General features: G+C 71.4%; 20 protein-coding genes, 1 pseudogene and 2 riboswitches. Of the genes and pseudogenes, 10 read left to right on the top strand and 11 right to left on the bottom strand.

The window, feature by feature from the left end:
• Positions 1 to 637, top strand: a pseudogene (locus AC1DMN_RS17205) (hypothetical protein); the annotation flags it as partial.
• Between the two features lie 271 nt (positions 638 to 908).
• On the opposite strand, the gene AC1DMN_RS17200 reads toward AC1DMN_RS17205, so the two are convergent.
• Complete coding sequence (locus AC1DMN_RS17200; protein ID WP_440733501.1) at positions 909 to 1,361, bottom strand: GNAT family N-acetyltransferase; 453 nt, start codon at positions 1,359 to 1,361, stop codon at positions 909 to 911.
• A gap of 247 nt (positions 1,362 to 1,608) precedes the next feature.
• Between AC1DMN_RS17200 and AC1DMN_RS17195 the strand changes: the two genes are divergently transcribed.
• Positions 1,609 to 3,828 (top strand): NADP-dependent isocitrate dehydrogenase, encoded by a 2,220-nt coding sequence (locus tag AC1DMN_RS17195; protein WP_477230981.1) that lies wholly within the window; start codon positions 1,609 to 1,611, stop codon positions 3,826 to 3,828.
• A 147-nt stretch (positions 3,829 to 3,975) separates the two neighbouring features.
• On the opposite strand, the gene AC1DMN_RS17190 is transcribed toward AC1DMN_RS17195, so the two are convergent.
• Positions 3,976 to 5,454, bottom strand: coding sequence for a L,D-transpeptidase family protein (locus AC1DMN_RS17190; protein WP_441978274.1), 1,479 nt, complete (start codon positions 5,452 to 5,454; stop codon positions 3,976 to 3,978).
• Positions 5,455 to 5,737: 283 nt separating this feature from the next.
• Here AC1DMN_RS17190 and AC1DMN_RS17185 point away from each other — a divergent pair, with 283 nt between their 5' ends.
• From AC1DMN_RS17185 to AC1DMN_RS17175, 3 genes are all read left to right on the top strand, one after another.
• The gene (locus AC1DMN_RS17185; protein ID WP_440733498.1) at positions 5,738 to 6,886 is read left to right on the top strand and encodes an ROK family transcriptional regulator; all 1,149 of its coding nucleotides are present in this window, start codon (positions 5,738 to 5,740) and stop codon (positions 6,884 to 6,886) included.
• Positions 6,883 to 7,809, top strand: coding sequence for an ROK family protein (locus AC1DMN_RS17180; protein ID WP_477230980.1), 927 nt, complete (start codon positions 6,883 to 6,885; stop codon positions 7,807 to 7,809). The genes AC1DMN_RS17185 and AC1DMN_RS17180 overlap by 4 nt, the downstream gene beginning before the upstream one ends.
• Positions 7,810 to 7,873: 64 nt before the next feature.
• Positions 7,874 to 8,653, top strand: a complete 780-nt coding sequence (locus tag AC1DMN_RS17175; protein WP_441978277.1) for a glucosamine-6-phosphate deaminase — start codon at positions 7,874 to 7,876, stop codon at positions 8,651 to 8,653.
• A 15-nt stretch (positions 8,654 to 8,668) separates the two neighbouring features.
• Here the strand turns inward: AC1DMN_RS17175 and AC1DMN_RS17170 are convergent, their stop codons facing one another.
• From AC1DMN_RS17170 to AC1DMN_RS17145, 6 genes are all read right to left on the bottom strand, one after another.
• Positions 8,669 to 9,076 (bottom strand): NUDIX hydrolase, encoded by a 408-nt coding sequence (locus tag AC1DMN_RS17170; protein ID WP_477230979.1) that lies wholly within the window; start codon positions 9,074 to 9,076, stop codon positions 8,669 to 8,671.
• Entirely contained in the window at positions 9,069 to 10,502 is a 1,434-nt protein-coding gene (locus tag AC1DMN_RS17165) for an FAD-binding oxidoreductase (protein WP_477230978.1), read from the bottom strand. Before AC1DMN_RS17165 ends, AC1DMN_RS17170 begins: the two co-directional genes overlap by 8 nt.
• Positions 10,503 to 10,510: 8 nt before the next feature.
• Complete coding sequence (locus AC1DMN_RS17160; protein ID WP_477230977.1) at positions 10,511 to 10,912, bottom strand: YrdB family protein; 402 nt, start codon at positions 10,910 to 10,912, stop codon at positions 10,511 to 10,513.
• 10 nt (positions 10,913 to 10,922) lie between these two features.
• Positions 10,923 to 12,989: a sigma-70 family RNA polymerase sigma factor gene (locus tag AC1DMN_RS17155; RefSeq protein WP_477384656.1), complete on the bottom strand. Its 2,067-nt coding sequence runs from the start codon at positions 12,987 to 12,989 to the stop codon at positions 10,923 to 10,925.
• 463 nt (positions 12,990 to 13,452) lie between these two features.
• Positions 13,453 to 14,628 (bottom strand): N-acetylglucosamine-6-phosphate deacetylase, encoded by a 1,176-nt coding sequence (gene nagA / locus AC1DMN_RS17150; protein ID WP_477230975.1) that lies wholly within the window; start codon positions 14,626 to 14,628, stop codon positions 13,453 to 13,455.
• Positions 14,625 to 16,202 carry a beta-N-acetylhexosaminidase gene (locus tag AC1DMN_RS17145; protein WP_477230974.1) on the bottom strand — a complete coding sequence of 526 codons (1,578 nt, stop codon included), beginning with the start codon at positions 16,200 to 16,202 and terminating at the stop codon, positions 14,625 to 14,627. Before AC1DMN_RS17145 ends, nagA begins: the two co-directional genes overlap by 4 nt.
• A gap of 84 nt (positions 16,203 to 16,286) precedes the next feature.
• Positions 16,287 to 16,369: riboswitch (ZMP/ZTP riboswitch) on the top strand.
• A 35-nt stretch (positions 16,370 to 16,404) separates the two neighbouring features.
• On the opposite strand from AC1DMN_RS17145, the gene glyA reads away from it, so the two are divergent.
• Positions 16,405 to 17,679 (top strand): serine hydroxymethyltransferase, encoded by a 1,275-nt coding sequence (gene glyA / locus AC1DMN_RS17140; protein ID WP_440733489.1) that lies wholly within the window; start codon positions 16,405 to 16,407, stop codon positions 17,677 to 17,679.
• Positions 17,676 to 18,557 carry a bifunctional methylenetetrahydrofolate dehydrogenase/methenyltetrahydrofolate cyclohydrolase gene (locus AC1DMN_RS17135; protein ID WP_477230973.1) on the top strand — a complete coding sequence of 294 codons (882 nt, stop codon included), beginning with the start codon at positions 17,676 to 17,678 and terminating at the stop codon, positions 18,555 to 18,557. Before glyA ends, AC1DMN_RS17135 begins: the two co-directional genes overlap by 4 nt.
• 84 nt (positions 18,558 to 18,641) lie before the next feature.
• Here the strand turns inward: AC1DMN_RS17135 and AC1DMN_RS17130 are convergent, their stop codons facing one another.
• From AC1DMN_RS17130 to AC1DMN_RS17120, 3 genes are all read right to left on the bottom strand, one after another.
• On the bottom strand, positions 18,642 to 19,181 hold the full coding sequence (locus AC1DMN_RS17130; protein WP_477230972.1) for a hypothetical protein: 540 nt from the start codon (positions 19,179 to 19,181) through the stop codon (positions 18,642 to 18,644).
• Between the two features lie 65 nt (positions 19,182 to 19,246).
• Positions 19,247 to 20,449, bottom strand: coding sequence for a HupE/UreJ family protein (locus tag AC1DMN_RS17125; protein ID WP_477230971.1), 1,203 nt, complete (start codon positions 20,447 to 20,449; stop codon positions 19,247 to 19,249).
• A gap of 25 nt (positions 20,450 to 20,474) precedes the next feature.
• On the bottom strand, positions 20,475 to 21,206 hold the full coding sequence (locus AC1DMN_RS17120) for a DUF6882 domain-containing protein (protein WP_440733483.1): 732 nt from the start codon (positions 21,204 to 21,206) through the stop codon (positions 20,475 to 20,477).
• 93 nt (positions 21,207 to 21,299) lie between these two features.
• Positions 21,300 to 21,400: riboswitch (TPP riboswitch) on the top strand.
• Here AC1DMN_RS17120 and thiO point away from each other — a divergent pair.
• The 3 genes from thiO to AC1DMN_RS17105 form a co-directional block, all read left to right on the top strand.
• Positions 21,394 to 22,539, top strand: a complete 1,146-nt coding sequence (gene thiO, locus AC1DMN_RS17115) for a glycine oxidase ThiO (RefSeq protein ID WP_477230970.1) — start codon at positions 21,394 to 21,396, stop codon at positions 22,537 to 22,539. (Overlaps the previous riboswitch by 7 nt.)
• Positions 22,540 to 22,650: 111 nt before the next feature.
• Complete coding sequence (gene thiS, locus AC1DMN_RS17110; RefSeq protein ID WP_440733481.1) at positions 22,651 to 22,911, top strand: sulfur carrier protein ThiS; 261 nt, start codon at positions 22,651 to 22,653, stop codon at positions 22,909 to 22,911.
• 5 nt (positions 22,912 to 22,916) lie between these two features.
• A partial coding sequence (locus tag AC1DMN_RS17105; RefSeq protein WP_477384654.1) for a thiazole synthase occupies positions 22,917 to 23,622 on the top strand: 706 nt, incomplete at its 3' end.

The following is a 23,622-nucleotide window of genomic DNA, read 5'->3' as shown; positions in this document are numbered from 1 at the left end:
CGCGGGCCTCGTCGCGGGGCGGGCGGCGGGATCCGCGCACGCGGCCGAGGTGGCCGATGCCCGGCGCGCCCTGCGCGAGGCCGAGACGGGCACCAGAGCCGCGGCGGCCTCGGTGCGGGCGCGACGAGCGCAGGTCGAGGCGGCGCGGGCGGACCTGGCGCTGAACGCGGATCCGCGGCGTCGTCCGCTGCCGCGCGCGATGGCGGCGCATGACGCGGTCGTGGCGCGCTGGATGGCCTACGAGACGGATCCGGCGAAGCTCATCGCATACCCCACCATCGGCGACGCCCGCGATCCGTCCACCGCCGCGTTCCTGCTCGCGATGGACGAGGCGCGGCAGGCGCGCCCGGATCCTGCCCGCCGCGTCGCCCCGGCCGAGTTCGGCGCCTACCGCGACGCGGTGGCCCGCCTCGAGCGCGCGTTCGACCTCGCCGAGCGCGACGCGCATGCCCGTGCCGAGGGCAGGGACCCGGAGCGCGAGCGCGTATCGCGCGGGACCGGATGGCAGGACACCGCCCAGCACGTGATCGCGCTGTCGGCCGAGGCTCTGGATCGGGCGGCCGATGCGGCGGCCTCGGCGATCGCCGCGTGGAACGCACGCGAGCGCGGACCGAAGCCGCGCAACCAGAACGACTGAGCGCGCGCGAAGCGATGCGTTCGGAGTGCGTTCCCGCTTCCGCAGGATGTGTCGGTCGGATCCGTCCGTCAGAGTCGCGGATGCCCTGCGGAGTCGACGATGACAGGCGATGACAGGCAACGGTCCACAGGGCGGCGACGTCCGGTTCGCCTGCTCATCGGGGAGAGAAGACGACGGGGCTTCGATGGGGGAGGGGATTCGAAACCCCGCCGCCGATCACAGCGTACGCGTGTCGCGGGCGCGCCGGGGTGCAGAACCGGGCGCGCCGGGGTCAGAAGCGGATCTCTGCGATGACTTCGGCGTATTCGGTCTGGCCGACCGGCGTGAAACCGACGCGTTCGAAGAACGCCTCGGGGCCTCCCGTGCCCGCCTCGTAGATCACGTTCAGGTGCTGGAAGCCGCGTGCACGGGCCTCGGCGATGAGGCTCTCCACGGCGAACCGGCCGACGCCGCGCCCCTGGTCGTCGGCGTCCACGTTGATGCGCCACAGCACGGAGCGGAAGTGCTCCTCCGGGGCATCGGGATCGAAGTTGGCGCTGACGAAGCCGACGACCTCGTCGCCRTCCAGCACGACCCGCTGCCAGCTCGTCTGCGGATTCATGACGGTCGCTGCGATCCCGTACGAGACGGGCGCGAGGTACTGCTCCTGCCCGGGCTTGAGGGAGAGGTTGTTGACGGCGACGATCGTCGCCGCGGACAGTTCGACCAGTCGCAGTTCCGTCATGGACAACAGGCTAAACCCTGGATGGGCCTCGTGACGGTCCGAGCCGAAACGTGGGGATAAGTTCATCTGCGCGGCACCGGGCGTGCGGATGGGGCCGGGCGCACGCGCGTGCAGGAACCGACGAACCTCGCTCGGGGACCGACCGAGGGCAGGTATCTTGGTATCGAGACAAATCCGCGCGATACCCCGCGCGCGCATCGCGCGAGGCCGCTGTCTGAAACCCTTCCTGCGTGAAACGGAGACCCCGGTGACCGACGACGCCATCATCTACACCTACACGGACGAGGCGCCGGCACTGGCCACCGCCTCACTGCTGCCGATCGTCCAGGCCTACGCCCACCAGGCGGGCGTCGACATCGAGACCCGCGACATCTCGCTCGCAGGTCGGATCCTCGCGACGTTCCCGGAGCGCCTGAGCGCCGGCCAGGCCGTGGGCGACGCGCTCGCCGAACTCGGCGGGCTCGCTACGACGCCCGAGGCGAACATCATCAAGCTCCCGAACATCTCGGCCTCCATCCCGCAGCTCAAGGCGGCGATCGCCGAGCTGCAGAAGCAGGGCTTCGACGTCCCGGACTACCCGGACGACGCGACGACGGTCGAGGAGAAGGACATCCGCGCCCGGTACGACCGCATCAAGGGCTCCGCCGTGAACCCGGTGCTGCGCGAGGGCAACAGCGACCGCCGCGCCCCGCTCGCGGTGAAGAACTACGCGAAGAAGCACCCGCACCGCAACAAGGCCTTCGCCGCCGGATCCAAGACGCATGTCGCGACGCTCGGACACGACGACTTCAAGGCGAACGAGCGCAGCTGGGTCTCCCCGGGCGATGACGTGCTCACCATCCAGCACGTCTCCGCCGACGGGCAGGTCACCGTCCTCAAGGAAAACCTCAAGGTCCTCCCGGGCGAGATCGTCGATGCGACCTTCCTGAACGCCGCGGCCCTCGACGCCTTCCTCGCCGAGACCCTCGCCGAGGCGAAGGCGGAAGACGTGCTCTACTCGGTGCACCTCAAGGCGACGATGATGAAGGTCTCGGATCCGATCATCTTCGGCCACGTCGTGCGCGCCTACTTCGCGGACGTSTTCGCCCAGTACGGCGACAAGCTCGCCGCGGCGGGCCTGACCGCCAACGACGGGCTCGGTTCCATCCTCGCCGGACTCGCCGGCATCGAGGGCGACGAGGAGATCGCGGCGGCATTCGCGGCGGCGATGGAGAACGGCCCGCGCCTGAGCTACGTCAACTCGGACAAGGGCATCACCAACCTGCACGTCCCGAGCGACGTGATCGTCGACGCCTCGATGCCCGCCCTCGTCCGCAACGGGGGCAAGCTCTGGGGCAAGGATGGCGGAGAGGACGACACCCTCGCCGTCATCCCGGACTCGTCGTACGCCGGCGTCTACCAAGCCACGATCGAGGATGTCATCGCGAACGGCCCGCTGGACCCGGCGACGATCGGGACCGTGCCGAACGTCGGCCTCATGGCCCAGGCGGCCGAGGAGTACGGCAGCCACGACAAGACCTTCGAGATCGCCGCCGACGGGCGCGTCCAGGTCCTCACCTCGGCGGGCGATGTCGTGCTGGAGCACGAGGTGCACGCGGGCGACATCTGGCGCGCCACGCAGACCAAGGACGTCCCCGTGCGCGACTGGGTCAAGCTCGCCGTCAGCCGAGCCCGCGCCACCGGAGCGCCCGCCGTCTTCTGGCTGAACCCGGAGCGCTCGCACGACGCCGCGCTCATCGCCAAGGTGACCGAGTACCTCAAGGACTACGACACCGACGGCCTGACGATCGAGATCCTCACCCCGGAGGAGGCGACGCGCTATTCGCTCGCCCGGATGCGCAAGGGCGAGGACACCATCTCGGTCACGGGCAACGTGCTGCGCGACTACCTCACCGACCTGTTCCCGATCCTCGAGGTCGGCACCAGCGCGAAGATGCTGAGCATCGTCCCGCTGCTCGCCGGCGGCGGGCTGTTCGAGACCGGTGCGGGTGGATCCGCCCCGAAGCACGTGCAGCAGCTCGTCGAGGAGAACTACCTGCGGTGGGACTCGCTGGGTGAGTTCTTCGCGCTCGCCGCGTCGTTCGAGCACTTCGCCGACCGCACGGGCAACGCCAAGGCCGCGATCCTGGCGAAGACGCTCGACGCCGCGACGGGCACGTTCCTCGAGAACGACCGTTCGCCGGGCCGCGCTCTCGGCACGATCGACAACCGCGGCAGCCACTTCTACCTCGCCCTGTACTGGGCGCAGGAGCTGGCGAAGCAGACCGAGGACGCCGAGCTCGCGGCCGCGTTCGCGCCGGTCGCCGCCGCGCTCGCCGCGGATGAGGAGCGCATCGTCTCCGAGCTCACCGCGGTGCAGGGCAAGCCTGCCGAGATCGGCGGCTACTACCGCCCCGACGGCGCCCTCGTGGCGAAGATCATGCGTCCGTCGGCGACGCTGAACGCGGTCATCGACGGCCTGAACTGACAGCACGACGAAGGGGGCGGATGCTGCGGCATCCGCCCCCTTCGTCATTCCGTCCGGCGAGCCGTCGCATCGCGTCGCGCCGGGCACGAGAAGGGGCCCGCCGCGCGATGCGACGAGCCCCGTCCGGACGAGAGATCCGGATCCGGATCAGTAGTGCACGTTGACCTCGGTGCCCTGCGGGCTCCAGTCGAACAGCCACTCGGCGCGCCACTCCGGCATGCCGACGCAGCCGTGGCTCATCGGGCTGCCCCAGTTGTCGTGCCAGTACACGCCGTGCAGGGCCTCGTCACCGTTGAAGTACATGATCCACTTGACGTCGGGCTGGTAGTAGTACGGCGCCTTGGTGAGGTCGGTGTTGCCCATGTTCTGGGTCTCGAGCTTCCAGTTCACCGCGAACGACCCGGTGTGCGTCGCGAAGCCCTCGCGGCCCGAGGAGACCAACCAGGAGTCGACCACGTTGCCGTTCTCGGTGACCGTCACGGTCTCGGTGCTGAGGTTGACGTCGATCTTGCGCAGCAGCGTCGTGGAGCTGAAGGGCGTGTCTGTGACCGGGAGAGTGAGGGTGCCGTTGCCCTTCGCGATCTGCGCGGCGAACGTCGCCGCCGCCCCCGACATGTCACCGAGCTGGCGGCCGGTCACACCGGGGGTGATGTCGGCGAGCACCTCGCCCGAGGAGTTCACGACCGTGGTGGCGTTGACAGGCGCGCGGTTGACCGTCGCCGCGAGCGTGTCGATGCTCTTCTGGATGGCGGTACGATCCGCGGTGATCGCGAGCTTGCCGTCGTCGGGCGTGAGGGTGAGCCAGCTGGCGGCTGTGGCCGGGTCCACGGGGACCGTGCGCTCCGTGCCGACGTAGAAGCCGATCGTGGAGAGCAGGGTGTTGAGCTCGGTGACCGTGGCGGCGGCGGTCTTATCGCTGATGGCGGGGGCGACCGGCGCCGCGTTCGCCTCGAACGTGAGCGAGCTGCGCCCCTTCTCGGCGGCTGACGAGATCGCCGCCGTGAGGGCCTTGAGGTCGATGCCGGAACCGTCCTTCGCGGGAGTCGCCGCGTAGCCGGTGCCGTGGAAGGCGACCGTGGCATCGGTGGCGTCCCGATAGACCGTGGGGACCTGCGCGCGCAGCGCGTGTTCGGCGGCGCGCTCGTCGAGGGTGATGGTGCCGGGGATCGGGGCGGACATCCAGCTCGTGATGTTCCACATCGGGCGCTCGGCGAAGGCCTTGTCGGCGAGCTTGGTCGCGTCGACATGCGCGCCCAGGTCGGATCCGCTGACGTGCTTGCCGTCGCCCTCGCCGGTCAGTGTCACCTGCATGGCGCCGATGTGGTTGCTGACGGCCTCTGCCGCGGCGCCGGGCGTCATTCCGCCGACCTGCACACCGGCGATCGCGGTGCCGGGGGCGATGAGGATCGTCGACGCGGCGCCCAGGCCCAGGACGAGCACGCCGAGGCCGATGCCGACCCAGCGGCCGACGTGGCGCTTCTTGCGCGGAGGCTCATCGGCGGGTGCCCACTCCACAGGGCGATCGCCCGCGCCGTCTCCGGCGGCGGCCTCTGCGGTCGCATCCGTGCCGTCGACGATCGTGTTCTCCTCGGTCGGAGCCCCCGCTGCCGTCACCAGATCCGTCACGTGCACACCCCCCTTGCCCTTCAGCGTTGTCAGTCTTTCAAGGATACGGGATGCCATATCACAAAACGGCAACGGAAGCACATGGACGGACGGAGGTGCGCGGGATCAGCGGCCCTGGGGCCTCGTCGTACAGCGCCGCGCGCGGGAAAACTTGGGGTGAACGAGCCAGGATCCGGTAACGTTCGAGGAGACCCGGTTCGCGACGCGCGCGACCGGGCTTGATTTTCACCCGTTCGTAAGGTGTACTAACAAACATGGCCCCACGGATGAGCAGCGTCGCCCGATGAACGCGGAGAGCGGGTCCAGCCCGCATCGCTTCGGGTCCGCGCGCAAGCTGCGCACGAGCACCAAGGTGCTCCCCGAGCACGCGCGCGGACACAATCGCGCCCTGGTGCTGCAGACGCTGTATCACTCCGGCGCCATGAGCCGCGCCGACCTCTCCCGGGAGACCGGCCTCACCCGCGTGACGATCTCCGACCTGGTCGGCGAGTTCATCCACGACGGCATCGTCGTGGAGAAGGGCATCCGCGAGACCACCGGCCCGGGTAAGCCGCCCATCCTCATCGACATCGATCGCGACGGCCATCGCATCGTCGGCCTCGACCTCTCCGGTCCGGGCGCCTTCGAGGGTGCGCTGATGAGCCTGGACGGCGTGGTGCTCGAGCGACGCGAGGTGCCCCGCCCGAACGGCGGCGCGGCCGCGTACGAGGCGGTCCGCTCCCTCGCTGCGGAGTTGGTCGAGCTGTCCACCGTGCCGGTGCTCGGCATCGGCGTCGGTGCTCCGGGAATCGTCCGGCCCGATGGGGTCGTGCTGAACTCGCCCAATCTGGACTGGAGCGATTTCCCGCTCGAGCGGCTGCTCAGCGCGGCCCTGGACCTGCCGGTCCTGGTGCGCAACGACGCGAACGCCGCGGTGCTCGCCGAGTACACCTTCGGCCAGGCTCGTCCGGACATGCTGCTGATCAAGATCGGCCGCGGCGTCGGGGCAGGCCTGATCTCGGACAGCCAGCCCCTCGTGGGCAGCCGCTACGCGGCGGGCGAGATCGGCCACGTCGTCGTCGGCACCGACGGCGGGCCGCGCTGCGCGTGCGGCAAGGAGGGATGCCTGGAGGCCTGGCTGAGCGCATCCCAACTGCGCGCGCGCATCGCCGAGGACCCTGCAGCCGAGGAGCAGGTGCTGCGTGAGGCCGGAACACGGCTCGGCGTCGCCATCGCGCCCATCGTCGCCGCGCTCGACCTCTCCGAGATCGTGCTGTCGGGACCTGCGGATCTGCTCGCCGGCACGCTCATCGACGCAGCCACGCGCACGCTGACCGAGCGCACGCTGGAGGGCGTCTTCGACGACGTCGCGATCCGGCTCACCGCGCAGGACGACATCGTGCTGCGCGGAGCCGCCGTCATGGTCCTGTCGGGCCAGCTGGGCGTCTCGTGAGCGCGATCCGCGTCGGCCTCGACGTCGGCGGAACCAAGATCGACGCGCTCGCTCTCGCCGCCGGCGGCGCGATCCTCGCGCGCACCCGTATCCCCACGGGATGGGGCGATCACGCCGTCGTCACCGCCGTGCACGACGCCGTCGACGCGCTCGCCGGCGAGGGCGGCTTCCCGGTTTCGGACGTGGCATCGGTCGGCATCGGCATCCCCGGTCTCATCGATGCCGATGCGGGCCGCGTGTTGCACGCGGTGAACCTCGGCGTGACCGACCTGAATCTCGCCGAGGCCGTGCGCATCCGCCTGCCCGTCCCCGTCTCCGTGGAGAACGACGTGAAGGCGGCGGCCCTCGGCGCCGGGTCACTGCGCGGCGACGCCCACTCGATGGCCTACCTGAACCTGGGCACCGGGGTCGCCGCGGGGATCGTCATCGACGGGGCTCTCTGGCGCGGCGCGCACGGTACGGCCGGGGAGGTCGGGCATCTCTCCGTGGATCCCCGCGGGCGGGTGTGCGGCTGCGGGCAGCGCGGCTGCATCGAGACCTTCTGCGGCGGAGGCGCCGTGACCAAGGCCTGGGCGCGCGGCGGCGATCTTCCGCTCCGCGACATCTTCGACCTTGCGGAGGACGGCGACGCGTTCGCCCTGGAGCTGCGCGAGGGCATCGCGTTCGGCGCGGCCTCCGCGGTCCGCAGCCTCGTGCTCAGCGCCGACGTCGAGACCGTCGTGATCGGCGGCGGGGTCACCGCCCTCGGCGACCGCCTGCTGGACGACCTCGTGCGCCGGCTGCGCCAGGAGGGTGCGGAATCGCCGTTCATCGGCTCGCTGCGGTTGGACCGGAGAGTCGAACTGCTGCCGCTCGGATCCCCTGCGGCAGCGCTCGGGGCCGCGCTCGTCGGGGCCGCCCGCCTGCCCGCCGAACTCGTCTGATCACCGCACCGCCTCGAACCCGCACATCCGAATCCACGCCACCGACACCTAGAGGGAGCACCCCATGGCCGAAGTCGTCATCGTCGAGAACTCCACCGCCGCCGGCGAACTGGTCGCCGCCGAGATCGCCCGACTCATCGCGCGCCGCTCCGATGCGGTGCTCGGACTCGCGACCGGATCCACCCCACTGCCGGTCTACTCGGCACTGCGCACGCGACTCGTCGGCCTCGACGTGTCGCGCGTTCGCGGCTTCGCGCTGGACGAGTATGTGGGCATCGACCCCTCGCACCCGGAGAGCTACCGTTCCGTGATCACGCGCGAGGTCGTTCAGCCGCTCGGCCTGACGCCGGCGCTCGTGCACGTGCCGGACGGATCCGAGGACGGCATCGAGCACGCCGGGGCCGAGTACGACGCCAAGATCCGGGCGGCGGGCGGGGTCGACCTGCAGCTGCTCGGCATCGGCACCGACGGCCACATCGGGTTCAACGAGCCCGGCAGCTCGTTCGCGTCGCGCACCAGGGTGAAGACCCTCACCGAGCAGACCCGGGAGGACAACGCGCGCTTCTTCGACTCCCCGGACGACGTCCCGATGCACTGCATCACCCAGGGGCTCGGCACGATCCTGGAGGCGCGCCACCTCGTGCTGCTCGCTTATGGCGAGGGCAAGGCGCAGGCCATCGCCGACGCCGTCGAAGGGCCGCTGTCGGCCTTGGTGCCGGCCACGGCGATCCAGCTGCACCCGCACGCCACGGTGGTCGTGGACGAGGCCGCGGCGTCGAAGCTCACGCTCGCGGACTACTACCGCTACACCTTCGCGAACAAGCCGGCCTGGCAGGGCATCTGACCGGCGGGCGCGAGTTCAGCGGGCGAGATCCGGCCATGCCAGGGGGAGCAGGTGCTCCTCGCTGAGCGGGGCGAGCGGCAGCGACTCCGCATCGGCCGGGGTGATCCACCGCAACTCGGCGAGCTCGGCCTGCACCTGCACGTCGCCGGGCTCGGCGGTCGTGGCGAATGCGGTCGCGACCACGCGATGACCGGGCTCGTTCGCAGCCGCGGAGACGAACACGCCGAGCGGGCGCAGCGCGTCCTCGTCGATGCGCAGCCCCAGTTCCTCGTGCAGCTCGCGTGCGAGGGTCTGCGCGGCAGTCTCGCCGGCCTCGGGCTTGCCGCCCGGCTGCATGAACCGCTCGGTGCCCTGCTTGCGCACGACCAGCACGCGCCCCTCGGCGTCGGTGATGATCGCGGCCGAGACGTGGATGTCAGGCATGGGGATCCTCCATGTCATGCTGCACCGCGTCGTTCGGCGCTGCGGTGTCGGGCTCGGTGGTGCGGGGCGCGTAGACCCTGCCAGGGGCGAGTATTCCTGTCGGATCGAACGCCCGCACGATCTCGCGCTGCAGCTCCCACTGGTCCTCTCCGAGCTCCTCGGCGAGCCAGCGGCTCTTCAGTATTCCGATGCCGTGTTCGCCGGTGAGCGTGCCGCCCAGGCGCATGGCAGCACGGAACAGGTCGTCGGCGGCCTGCCAGATCCGCTCGGGGATCTCCGGGCTCTGCACGATGAAGTTCGGATGCAGGTTGCCGTCGCCGGCGTGCGCGACCGTGGGGATCTCGATCCCGTACTCCTGCTCGATGCGCGCGATCTCGTCGAACATCGCCGGCAGCGCGCTGCGCGGCACGGAGACGTCTTCGATGAGGGTGGTGCCCAGGGCCGCCATGGCGGCGTGCATCGATCGACGGACCCGCAGCAGCTCCTCGCCCTCGACGGGGTCGTCGGTCACCGTCACGGTGCCGCCGGCCCCGCGCAGCACCGCGGCGATCTGCTCCGCCTCGACCGCGGCCGAGCGTCCGTCGGTCTGGATCGTCAGTTGCGCCACGCCCTCGAGCGGCGGCTCCAGCCCGAGCAGCGCGTGCACGGCGGCGAGGGAGCGCGCGTCCATGAGCTCCATGATCGCGGGCTCGGCGCCCGAGGCGGTGACGGCCGCGGATCCGCGGGCCGCGTCGCGGACGGCGGGGAAGGTCGCGACGATCGTGCACGGGGTGCCGGGCACGACGCGGCGCAGCTTCAGGGTGGCGCCGACGATCACGCCGAGCCGGCCCTCGGACCCGATCACGAGCGACGTGAGGTCGAGGCCCGTCACGCCCTTCACGCTGCGGTGTCCGAGGTGCAGCAGGCGACCGTCGGCGAGCACGAGGTCGAGCGCCAGCACGGCATCGCGCACGACGCCGTACTTCGCGCACAGCAGCCCGCCCGCGCCTGTGGCGATGTTGCCGCCGATCGTGGAGATGTCGCGGCTGGCGGGGTCGGGCGGCCACCACAGGCCGTGTTCGGCGAGGAGCGCATCGAGCTCGGCGTTGAGGATCCCGGGTTCCACCACGGCGAGGAGATCGTCGGGGCGGATCTCGAGCACACGGCGCATGCGCAGAGTGGACAGCACGATCTCGCCGGCGCCGGCGATCGCGGCGCCTGCGAGCCCGGTGCCCGCCCCGCGCACCACGACAGGCGTGCGGGTCTCCTGCGCGATGCGAAGCGTCGCCTGCACGTCGGACGTCGATTCGGCGTGCACCACGACGAGAGGAACGGACGGCGAGGCATGCCCGGATCGATCGGCGCGGGCGGCGTCGAGCGCGGCATCCGTCGTGTCGACGCGGTCGCCCAGCGCGATGCGGAGCCGGTCCAGGACGGTGACGGGCACCGGCGGCCTCAGGACAGGGCGCGGCGRCCGGCCATGAGTCCCGTGGCGACCGCGACGACGGCGAAGCCGAGTCCGATCCAGGCCTGTCCCATCGTCCACCAGGCGACGGTCACAGCGGCGTAGAGGAGGAGTTCGACGGCGGCGCGCACGAACGGGTGCACGACCAGCACCGGGCGCGGCGAGAGGAACAGCGCCCACAGCAGCAGCGTGATCACCGGCGCGCCGATCGCGGCGACGAGGTTCCACGGGAGGGTCCACGCGGCGAGGCCCCACAGCACGAGCGACGCGAGCGCGGCGACCAGGACGATCACGCGCACGACGTCGAGCGCGGTGGCGCGGGGGAGCACACCCTGCTGCAGGGGAAGCGGGGTGGCCGTTCCGGAGGTCTGGGTGGGGGTGTCGGCGGACATGCCGACAAGTCTACGCGCCGGGCGTGGGGRCGACCGCGGCGGGGACGACCGGCTCGRCCGGGGTCGGTGACGTCGTGGCCAGTGTTGTCGGAGAAGGCCCTGGCTCGGGGGCTGCTGGCTCTGTCAGTGCCGGACTGATCGAGTCCGCCGTCACGGCGGTCGCTGGCTCAGTCGGCGCGGTCGCGAGATCGGACGGCTCCGAAGCCGGTGCGGTCACCGGCAGGGCATCCCCCGGCGTCGCTGTCGGTGTCTCGACGCCGGACGTCAGGCTCCCCGCTGGGGCGGTCGCGTCCTTGGCGCCGAGAAGGCACTGCGCCCAGCCTTCCAAGTTGTACCGGTCGAACTCGAACGAGGTGGATCCGCCGACTTGAGCACCGAGGACGTACGCGAAGGTGACGGTCTTGCCGCTCACGACCTGGCTGAAAGTCGGGTGCAGCACGACGACGCCATCGCCATTGACGTCGAGGACGGTGGAGTCGATCGGCGACTCGGCGTTGTCGAACGTCGCCTGTACGGTCGCGCCGGGGACACCCTGGACGGGAACCGTGACCGAAATGTCCTTCAAGTACACCAACTGGAACTCGCAGGCAACGGTGGCGTCGCCGAGCACGGGCTTGGAGGCCGGCGGAGTCGAGGGGCCGGGATCCGTTCCGGGGTCGGTGCCCGGATCGGTACCGGGATCCGTTCCGGGGTCGGTGCCCGGGTCCGTTCCGGGGCCGGTTCCAGGTCCTGTGCCCGGATCGGTCCCGGGGTCCGTGCCATCGCTCGGCGGAGTGGGTTCCACGGGGGGAACGACGGGGGCGACGTCGCTGGCGGGCTCGGTCGGAGGAACCTCGACCGGGACGTTCACGACGGTCTTCGGCTTCTCCGGTCGCGGCGCCGGATCCGGAGCCGGGTCTACCGGGGCGGGCGGCGTGACAGGTGCGCTGGACGGCGGGGACACCTGCGCGACGATGCCCGATTGGCCCTGATCGGAGGCGGACGGCGCCGAGGTGGAGGCGGGGTGCGCGGTGAGCCCGGGTACCACGGCCGCAGCGACGATCGCGCCGGCGATCACCAGGGCCGCCGAGCCCGCGCCGACCAGCACGCCGAAGCCCGCGACGGCGCCGCCGGACGAGCCGGATCCGCCGCCCGAGGCCGCCGAGGCCCCACCTGCCGCGGCCCCTGCGCCGTGCGCGGCCGCGCCGACACCGGCAGACCCGGCGAGGACGGCGCCCTGCACGACGCTCGAGGGCATCGCGGCAAGGGCGACGACCGGAGCGGATCCGCTCTGCAGCGTCGCGAGGTAGGCGCCGGACCCGCCGATGCCGAGCACCAGCGGCAGCAGCACGAACGCGAGGCGGTGCGAGACCTCCTTGGCCTCGGCGGCGACGATCAGGCAGCGTGCGCACTCGCCGAGATGATTCTCCAGCTTGCCGCGGTCGCGTGCCCCGAGATTGCCGCGCGAATAGGCGCCGAGGCGCTCGATGGTCCACTCGCAGACGGAACCGGCCTCGGCGGTGCTCAGATGGGCCTGGATCCATGCCTCGCGCAGACCCTCACGCGCCCGGAAGGCGAGCTGCGCGGTCGCTCCGGCCGTCATGCCGATCAGCGGCGCGATCTCGGCCGGCTTCATCTGCTCGATCTCGGAGTACCAGAGCACCTCCTGCCAGCGCGAAGGGAGGCTGCGGAAGGCCTTGGCGGAGAGGCTGTGGTCGAGGGCGTCGTTCGCGGCCTGCTCGGTCGAGGAGGGATCCGCGACGGTGTCGAGCTCATCGATCGGAGCCTCGCGCCGTGCGCGGCCCCAGCCGGCCGCGGTGTTGCGGATGCTGGTGAACAGATAGGCGCGGAAGGACCCGACGGGGCCTCCGCCCTTCTGGATGGCCTGATAGATCCGGGCGAAGGCCTCCTGCACGAGGTCGTCCGCGTCGAACGTGCTCGTGATGGACCGTGCCACCGAGATGCCCGATGCGTAGTGCCGACGCCACAGCTCGGCGTAGGCGCCGGCATCGCCCGAGCGGCTGCGCAGCACGAGGTCGGCATCGCTGCGCGCCGATTCGGGCGCGGCATCGTTCGGTGAAACGGTGTGGTCGGTCATCTCTCGGTTCTCAGGTCGGAAGCGTTCTTATCAGAAGAGACGCAGACCCCAGGTTCTCATCACGCGGAATATCCATTCTTCACCCTGAAGGGCGAACACGCCAGGGTGCGAACGAAATAGCCGGTCCTCGTCAGGGGCCTCGCGCGTCGGACTCGGTGCCGAGGCGCGTGAGACAGCGTGTCAGAACTTTTCTGAAGAAATCTTGCGAAGTCGCGTAATGGATCCGCGCTATCCCCATCTCTCCAGTCAGAGACAGTCTGAGTGGGCCACCGGGGGGCGGCGAGCACAGGCTCCGGCGGATGGGGATCCGTCGGCGGGGTCGGCCCGGCACCTCGGGGGAGGAGTTCCGGGCCGACCCGCTCTGACACGGGGACCTCTGATCGGGTAACAGAGGATCTGGGGGAACACGGGAGGGGGCTGCCGCTGGGGAGCGGCGGCCCCGCCCTGATCGACGGCCTCGCGGTCAGCGCCGCAGCGGCGCGCCGGTCCACACGGTCGCCACGTCGAGTCCGGCGGTCAGCAGCACCGCGTCCGCGAGCAGTCCGGGCTCGAGCTCGCCCAGCTCGTCTGCGACGCCGATGGCACGCGCGGGCGTGCGGGTCAGTGCGAGCACGGTGTCGGCGAGCGGCACGCCGGCCTCCACGGCGCGGCGCAGCGCCACGTCCTGCGTGAGCGTGGAGCCGGCGATCGAGCCGCTGTCCACCCTCGCCACGCCGTCGAGCACGGTGACGTGCAGCGAGCCCAGCATGTAGTCGCCGTCCGCGGATCCGGCTGCCGCCATCGCATCCGTGACCAGCGCGACCCGTTCCGGCGCCTCGTCGAACACGAGCTTGATGACGTGCGGGTGCAGGTGGATGTTGTCGGCGATCGCCTCCAGCGTGACGCGCTCGTCGCGCGCGGCGGTGAGCACCGGCCCGGGATTGCGGTGGTGCACCGGACGCATGGCGTTGAACGCATGGGTGAGGATCGTCGCGCCGGCATCGAATGCGGCGCGCATCGTGTCGTCGTCGGCGTCGGTGTGACCGACCGCGGCCGCGGCGCCCGCGGCGACGACGAGGCGGATCGCCTCCAGGCCGCCCTCGAGCTCGGGAGCCAGAGTGACCTGGCGGACCGTGCCGCGGCCGGCGTCGAGCAGACGCTGCACGTCGGCCGCGGCAGGAGCACGCAGCAGCGCCGGATCGTGGGCGCCCATGTGCCCGGGGTCGAGGAACGGACCCTCCAGATGCGAACCGAGCAGATCGTGGTCGGTCTGCATGAGGTCGGCGACCATGCCGACACGGGCGCCCAGCTCGTCCAGGGTCGCGGTGATCAGCGAGACGACGGCGCGCGTCGTGCCATGCGTGCGGTGCATCGCGCGGGCGGTGCGGATCGCGTCCACGCCGTCGTCGAAGGCCGCGTTCGCGCCGCCGTGCCCGTGGATGTCGACGAAGCCGGGGGTGAGGATCGCGCCGTGGCCCGCCGTCTCGCGTGCGTCCACGACGATGTCCGCCGGCACCCACTCGGATCCGGTGCCGCGCGCTGCGACGGACCCGTCCTCGAACCGCACCCAGCCGTCCTCGACGATCGATCCGCCGGAGACGATACGGGCGGAGTGGATGACGAGGGATCCCCGTACGGAACTCTCGGTGCGGGCGGTCATGCGGTCTCCTCGAAGCTCGGGGCGAATGCGGCGGTGACGGGCTGCGGGATGCCGTCCGGCTCCGGAGTGGTCTCGTCGTCCAGCGCGGTGCGGTCGACGGCGATGCCCGAAGACTCCCACACGGGGATCAGCCGCGCGAGCCTGGCCCGGAACGAGGGCCAGGATCGCTCCGGTCCATTCTGCGCCGACCATCCGATCTCCGCCTGCGCGGCGATGCGCGGGAAGGCGAGGCGGTCGGCATCGGCGAGGCTCGACACGGTCTCGGTCCACAGCGGCGCCTCGACGCCGAGGATCGCATCGGCGGGCACATCGTCGAGGACCGCGGTCGGCTCCCAGTCGTAGGCGGTGCGCAGCGGCACCACACCGGCCCAGGCAAGGCCGAGCGGGAAGCCGGCGTGCGGCTTCATGTCGAGGTACGCCCGGTCGGAGGGGGACAAGATCAGGGCGCCACCGCGCTGGGCGAAGTGCGCGGCATGCTCTCCGTGCTCGCCCTCAGGGACGGCGCCCGCCCAGTACTGCCCGAGCATGCCCGCGGCGAGGTCGTCGACGGCGCCGGCCTCGTGCCAGGCGATGGGGGTCTTGCCCGTGGCCGCGGCGATCCGGCTGACCCGCTCGAAGAACAGCGCGAAGTCCTCGGATGAGGTTCCGAGGCACTCATCGCCGCCGATGTGCAGGTACGGTCCGGGCGTGAGGGCGGCGACTTCGGTGAGCACGTCGGTGATGAAGGCGTACGTGCTCTCGTCGTGGATCCGCACCGAGGAATGCCCGACGGCCCAGCCGGTGTACGGCTCGCCGTGCACCGGGAGGGACTGGTTCAGCGCGGTCGATTCGGTGATCGTCTTGTCGCTGAGGGAGGGCAGCGCGACCAGCTCCGGATAGGCGACCCCGACCGCATGGGTGTGCCCCGGCAGGTCGATCTCCGGCACCACGATCATGTGGCGCGCCGCGGCGTAGGCGACGATCTCGCGGTACTGGTGCTGGGTGTAGAACCCGCCGGCGCCTCCGCCGACCTCGCCGGCTCCGCCGCGCTCGGCGAGCAGCGGCCAGGACTCGATCTCGATGCGCCAGCCCTGGTCGTCGGTGAGGTGCAGGTGGAGGTGGTTGTACTTGAGCGAGGACGCGCGGTCGATCCAGCGCTCGACGTCGGCGACCGAGAAGAAGTGGCGCGCGACGTCGAGCATGACGCCGCGGTAACGGAAGCGCGGAGCGTCCTCGATGCGGATCTCCGGCACGGACCAGCCGGCGCGCTCGTCGCGGCGCAGCAGCTGCAGGAGGGTGCGGGTGCCGTAGAAGAGGCCGGCGGCGTCGTGCCCCGTGACGCGGATCCCGTCGGCGCCGGCATCGAGCGTGTAACCCTCCGCGGAGCCTTGGGCGGGGTCGATCCCGAGCGTGATCCGCATGCCGCCGCTGTCGTCCACCGCATCGGCGCCGAGGAGCGCGCCGAGTTCGGCACGCAGAAGCGCGACCGCTTCGGGGTCGCCGTCGAGGCGCACGGATCCGAGCGGGACGGATCCTTCGCCGAGTCGCACGGAGGAGGGGAACGGGATGAGCGACGGTGCATCATGCAGGACCATGAACAAAACTTACCGTGCGCACGGCGTGCCGCACGGACGGGCATCGTCATCGCCCTCCGGATCCTCATCCCGATCCGGTAGGCTCGTCGATGTCGCGACTGGCGTCTGGGTGGGTCACCACCGGGGAGCGACCGTCATGGATTCGACCGCGCGCCTGGGCCGATGAGCACCCCTCTCTTCGCAACCGTCAAAGGAGCATGCCATGACCGACCGTTTCTTCAATGCGCCTCTTTCCGAGGTGGACCCCGAGATCGCCCAGGTCCTCGACCGTGAGCTGAAGCGTCAGCAGACCTTCCTCGAGATGATCGCCTCGGAGAACTTCGTCCCCGTCTCAGTCCTGCAGTCGCAGGGATCCGTCCTCACCAACAAGTACGCCGAGGGCTACCCGGGCCGCCGCTACTACGGCGGCTGCGAGGAGGTCGACGTCGCCGAGGAGCTCGCGATCGCCCGTGCGAAGGAGCTGTTCGGCGCCGAGTTCGCCAACGTCCAGCCGCACTCCGGTGCGACCGCGAACGCCGCCGTGCTGCACGCGATCGCCCGCCCCGGCGACACCCTGCTCGGCCTGTCCCTGGACCAGGGCGGCCACCTCACGCACGGCATGAAGATCAACTTCTCCGGGCGTCTCTACGACATCGTCGCCTACGGCGTGAACCCCGAGACCTCGACCATCGACATGGACGAGGTGCGCCGTCTCGCCATCGAGCACAAGCCCAAGGTCATCATCGCGGGCTGGTCGGCCTACCCGCGCACCCTCGACTTCGCCGCATTCCGCGAGATCGCCGACGAGGTGGGCGCGCTGCTCTGGGTGGACATGGCGCACTTCGCCGGACTCGTCGCTGCGGGCCTGCACCCGAACCCGGTGCCGCACGCGCACGTCGTCTCCTCGACGGTGCACAAGACCATCGGCGGCCCCCGCTCGGGCTTCATCCTCACGAACGACGCCGACATCGCCAAGAAGATCAACTCCGCTGTCTTCCCGGGCCAGCAGGGCGGCCCGCTCATGCACGTGATCGCCGCGAAGGCGACCGCGTTCAAGATCGCCGGCACCCCGGAGTTCAAGGAGCGCCAGGAGCGCGTGCTGCGGGGCGCGGCGATCATCGCCGACCGCCTCTCGCAGCAGGATGTGAAGGACGCGGGCATCGCTGTCCGCTCCGGCGGAACCGACGTGCACCTCGTGCTGGTCGACCTGCGCGACGCCGAGATCGACGGCAAGCAGGCCGAGGATCTGCTGCACGACATCCACATCACGGTGAACCGCAACGCCGTCCCGAACGACCCGCGTCCGCCGATGGTCACCTCGGGCCTGCGCATCGGCACGCCCGCGCTCGCGACCCGCGGCTTCGGCGACGCCGAGTTCACCGAGGTCGCCGACGTGATCGCGCTCGCGCTGCAGCCGGGCGCCGACGTCGAGTCGCTGCGCGCCCGCGTGGACGCGCTCGCCGGCGCCTTCCCGCTCTACCCGGACCTCGTGCAGTGACGGCTCGGATCCTCGACGGCAAGGCGGCCTCGGCCGAGATCAAGGCGGAGCTGGCCGAGCGGGTCGCCGCGCTCGCGGAGCGCGGCATCGTTCCCGGCATCGGCACGGTGCTGGTCGGGGCCGACCCGGCCTCGCAGCTGTACGTGGGGATGAAGCACAAGCAGTCGGAGGCGATCGGGATGAACTCGATCCAGCGCGAGCTGCCCGCCGACGCCACCCAGACCGAGGTCGAGGCCGTCATCGATGAGCTCAACGCGGATCCGTCCTGCCACGGCTACATCGTGCAGCTGCCCCTGCCGAAGCACCTCGACACCGACGCGATCCTGGAGCGGATCGACCCGGCCAAGGACGCCGACGGGCTGCACCCGACGAACCTCGGCCGGCTCGTGCTCAACGTGAACGCGCCCATCCGCACGCCACTGCCGTGCACGCCGCGCGGCGTGATCGAGCTGCTGCTGCGCAACGATTACGACCTCAAGGGCAAGCATGTGGTGGTCGTGGGCCGCGGCGTCACGATCGGCCGTCCGATGGGGCTGCTGCTCACGCGTCGCGACATCAACGCCACCGTCACCCAGGTGCACACGGGCACGCCGGACATGTCGCCGTACCTGCGCGAGGCGGACGTGATCGTCGCGGGCGCCGGAGTCAAGCACCTCATCCGGGCGGAAGACGTCAAGCCGGGCGCCGCGGTGCTCGACGTGGGCGTGACGCGCGAGACGGATCCGGAGACCGGCAAGAACAAGGTGTACGGAGACGTGGAGCCCGCGGTCGCCGAGGTGGCCGGCTGGATCTCGCCGAACCCCGGCGGGGTCGGCCCGATGACGGTCGCCCTGCTCATGACGAACGTGGTCGAGGCGGCGGAGCGCGCCGCGGGCTGAGCGCCCCGGCGCACGCGCACCGACGACGAACGGGCGGATCCGACGACAGGTCGGATCCGCCCGTTCCGTCTGCGGGTCGCGGGCTCAGCCGAGCTCGTCGAGCATGCGGCGCTGCTCGGGCGTGAGGCCGTCCTGGAGCTCCTCGCGTGCCGCCGCGGTCGCCTGGGAGGACGCGGCGGAGGGAGCCGAAGCCGTCTCGGACGCGGATGCGGAGCGGGATCCGGCGATCTTCGCCCCGGCGGCGTCATACAGCTCGCCGGTCTTGCGTGTCAGTGCATCGTCGACCTGGTCGTAGACCACCCAGCCGACCAGAAGGATCAGCGGCGGCAGGATCCAGCCCCAGACGTTGCCTGCGCGCACGCCGCTCAGCCAGACGGTGAGCAGCCAGATGACGAACTCGACCACGAATACGGCCAGGTACTGCACGACCTTGGTGCCGCCGGCGGACATCGACGACGCGACCCTCTGCAGCAGCGGCTTGAGGAAGAGCGTCGCCAGGGTCAGGATCACCGATGCCCACAGCGCATGCAGGCCGACCCTGGCGGGAGTCAGCCACCCGATGACCAGCAGCACGACCACGTTGAAGACGTAGAGCGACGCGAACCGCACGATCTGATTCCTCATGCGTCCAGACTGTCACGGAATCCGATCCGGGGCCCGCTGCGTGAGTCGGATGGGCAGGGGCGGGTTCAGGGCGTACCGGGCAGACCGAGCACCCGCATCACGAACCAGAGCAGGCCGAACAGGAGCACCACAGCGGTGACGGCGATGCCCAGCACGGTCGCCGTGCGGGGCATGCGGCGGCGCAGCAGCAGGAGCGGCGGGAAGACCACGAGGATGACGGCCAGCTGCACCGCCTCGATGCCCAGGTTGAACACGAGCAGCGACCACAGCAGCGTCCAGGACCACGGCTCGTCGATCTTCAGCGCGGTCGCGAAGCCGAGCCCGTGCACGAGGCCGAAACCGAACACGATCCCGAGTCGCACGAGCGAGGCCGAGCGGGACGGCGGCGGCGCCGGCTCGCCTCGTCGTCGCGCCGCGCGTCGGAGCCGCTCCTCCCAGAGATGCCAGCCCGCGACGGCGGCGATCGACAGCGCGATGGCGGGCTCGACCAGATTCGCACCGATGTGCACGAGCCCGAGCGCGGCGAGCAGCAACGTGATCGAGTGCGCGAGGGTGAAGCAGGTCGCGGCGAGGACCACGTCGCGCAGCCGGCGCGAGCTGATGATGAGCGCGATGAGGAACAGGATGTGGTCGATCCCGGTCAGCAGGTGCTCGGCGCCGAGCAGGAAGAACTCGGCGAAGCGCGCGGTCCAGGGCTGCGCCGTCGAGAACTGCGGGTGCGCGGCGTCGAGGGCGGCGCTGCCGCTGCGGCCGTCGATCGCGTACGTCACGATCGTCTTGGTGTCCCTGACCATGCCCTCGGCGTCGGGGAACAGCGTGCTGTGCACGACCAACGCGCCGCCGTGGCCGGCCGCGCACGCATAGCGGATCCCGAAACGGGCGTAATCGGTCGCGTCCCTGGTGTGGAACACCGCGGGGCCGTCAGGATGCGGTGCACAGGCCGAGCCGCCGTCGACCGCAACGGTGAATCGTTTCGTGGTGTACGCGAGGATGGCGGCGGCGTGGTCGGCGAGCACCTGGTTCTCCGCGCCCGGCCGAGGGTGCTCGATGGCAGTGGCGAAGAGCGCGGGGTCGTCCTGCGCCTTGGCGGCGGACGCGCTGAGCAGCTCGTACTGGAGGTCGAACTCGACTCGGACATCGCTCGGGCCGGTCGCGGTGAGGTCGGCATACGCGACCGTGGTCACATGCGCCCAGGCCGGGCCGGCGGACAGCAGCAGCGCGGCGACGGCGACGGCGAGGGCCACCGCGACGCGCGAGGCCGAGCGCATCTCCGGGTGCTTCGCAACTTCCGGATCAGGCCTGCGGGGCCTGCCCGAGCTGCGACTCGATGCCCGCGATCCGGGCGTACTCGTCGAAGCGGAACGTGGCGCTGCCGCTCGCATCGCTGACGACCGCCGCCGAGTACGCCTCATCGGCCCACTGCATGTTCCAGCCGGCGAGCCGGGCCAGATCCCACACGGAGGAGCGCGCGTCGGAGAGCGTCAGCTCGGACAGGATCCGAGGCAGGGCGACGACAGCGTCGGCGACCGTGAGCGGCGGAAGGGCTGCGTCCAGCAGGAACACGGCGCGCGTGCCGCTGCCGACCGGGGCGGAGTAGTACGGCGAGCGTCCGGTGATCTCCTCGGCGATCGCGCCGACCTGATGCGCGGCACCGGCGATCCAGCCGTCCAGGTCCGCGTCGATCTCGGCCGGGAACGGCAGCTCCGGATTGGACAGCGCATCGATCGAATAGGTCGTGCCGTAGTCGCGGAGGCCGGCGACGGACGGATCGGATCCGCCCTGCGGGTGTGCCCAGGCCCACATCAGCGAACGGGGTCCCGGGGCGATCGTGGCGACGAGCGATGCCCGCGCGACGAGCTGGCGGCTCGGATCGGTCTCCGACGTGAAGGTGAGGGTGCCCGCTGCAAGGTCGACGTCCCAGCGGTGCTCGCCCAGGGCGGCGGTCGCGGTGACCAGCTGGTCCTGGCGGAGGGCGGCGAACAGCGCGGCGCGGTCGGCGAGGGGCGCGAGGGCGGGGAACGTCATGCCCTCATCCTGCCGCGCAGGCCTATGAATGCGCCAGTCGCGCCGTCACGGAGGCGGCATCGGTGCATCACCGTCGTCACGACCCCCTAGGGTGGAGGGGTCCGCGGGAGCCCAGAGGGGCTGAGAGGGCCACGTGCCGACCGCTGAACCTGATACGGGTCATACCGTCGTAGGAAAGGGCACAGCCATGCGCATCATCGTCGTCGGCGCCGGGATCATCGGCCTCGCCAGCGCTTCCGAACTGCTTCGACGCGGGCACGAGGTGACCGTGTTCGACCCTGCCCCGGCGGCGGGGGCGAGCCGCGCCGCCGCCGGGATGCTCGCTCCGACCACCGAGCTCGCCTGGGGTCAGGACGCCCTGCATCCGCTGCTGGCAGAGGCGGCGGCGCGGTACCCGGCCTTCGTCGCCGCCCTCGAGGAGCGCACCGGGCTCGGCACAGGCCACCGCCGCACCGCCACACTGGCGGTCGGCGTCGACGCCGCTGACCGGGCGACGCTCGCCGAACTCGCCACGCTGCGCGGAGGCGCCGTGCGGAGGATCACCGGATCGGAGGCGCGGGAGCTCGAGCCCGCGTTCGCCCCCGCCGTGTCCGGGGGACTGCTCGTCTCCGAGGATCATCAGGTCGACCCGCGCCTGGTCACTGCCGCGCTGCTCGCCGAGCTCGGCTCGCGGGTGCGCCTGGACGCGGTGGCCGCCGTCGAACGCGAGCCCGGCTCCGGACGTGCGACCGGGATCCGGTCGGCATCCGGCGAACGCGCGGTTGCCGACGAGGTGCTCGTGGCCGCCGGCCTGGGTGCGACGCTGATCGACGGAGTGCCGCGGCTGCCGCTGCGGCCCGTATGGGGTGACATCCTGCGCCTGCGGGTGCCGGATGCGATCCGCCCGCTGCTCACGCACACGGTCCGCGGACTGGTCCGGGGCTCCGCCGTGTACCTCGTGCCGCGCGAGGACGGCGAGCTCGTGCTCGGCGCCACCGTGCGCGAGGGCGGCGTCGAGGGCGTGCAGGCCGGTGGAGTGCTCGCGCTGCTGCGCGACGCGGAGCGGATCCTGCCCGGCATCGCGGAGTGCGAGGTCGTCGAGGTGCTCGCCCGGGCTCGCCCCGGCAGCCCCGACGCCGTGCCGCTGCTCGGCCGTGTCGCGCCCGGGCTGGTCGTCGCCACCGGGTTCGACCGGCATGGCGTGCTGCTGACGCCGTTGGCCGCTGAGCTCGGTGCGGACCTGGTCGAAGGGCGAGATGTCGCCCCGGCCTTCTCGGCGGCGCTGGATCCGTTCCGCTTCGGCGGCACCGGCGTGGCGGATGCCACCGTCGCCTCTGCTCTCAGCGTCGCCTGAACACCTCGTCCGTCGTGCGCCCGGACCTCGCCGTGCACTCGGCGCCCCGCGCCTCGCCGGTGCCTCTGCAGGTCCCCTCCCGCGTATCCCGCATCCTCCGAAGAAAGGCCGATGATGACCGACACCTCCATTGCCCCCACGATCCGGCTGAACGGCGCCCCGCGTGCCGTCGCGGCCGGATCGTCTCTGCTCGACCTGGTGGCGCAGGTCACCGGGCGCGAGCTCCGCGCCGACGGCGCGCGCGCCGACGGCGGACGTCTCGGCGTCGCCGCGGCGATCGCCGGCTCCGTCGTGCCTCGCACCGGCTGGTCCGTGCGCACTCTCGCCGATGGCGACGAGGTCGAGGTCGTCACCGCGGTGCAGGGCGGCTGACCGTCATGACCGCGATCGACACCACCCGCGCGCGTCCCGACCTCGCTGCGGACCTGCCCGCGGAGACGGATCCGTTCCTCGTCGCGGGGGAGCGGTTCTCCTCCCGTCTCATCATGGGGACGGGAGGCGCGACCAGCCTCGCACTGCTGGAGCAGGCGCTCCTGGCCTCGGGCACCGAGATCACCACCGTCGCGATCCGCCGGTTCTCCCCGGAGGGACGCGACTCCGTGTTCGCGCTGCTGGAGCGGCTGGGCGTGCGCGCCCTGCCGAACACCGCCGGCTGCTACACCGCCCGCGACGCCGTGCTGACCGCGCAGCTGGCCCGCGACGCGCTCGAGACCGATTGGGTCAAGCTCGAGGTGATCGCCGACAAGGAGACGCTGCTGCCGGATCCGGTGGAGCTGTTCCGGGCCGCGGAGGAGCTCACCGCCGATGGTTTCCGCGTGTTCGCCTACACGAACGACGACCCCGCACTGGCTCGCCGTCTGGAGGACGTGGGCGTCGCCGCGGTGATGCCCGCCGGGTCGCCGATCGGCAGCGGTCTGGGCATCCTGAACCCGCACAACATCGCGACGATCGTGGACCGCGCGGGGGTGCCGATCGTGCTCGACGCCGGGGTCGGCACCGCGTCGGACGCCGCGTTGGCCATGGAGCTCGGCGTGGACGCGGTGCTGCTCGCGAGCGCCGTCACCCGCGCGCACGACCCCGTGG

Source organism: Microbacterium sp. 01T413_2, from assembly GCF_056398985.1.
Note: the sequence above shows the minus strand (reverse complement) of the source record. Positions and strands in the feature narration are given on the sequence as shown.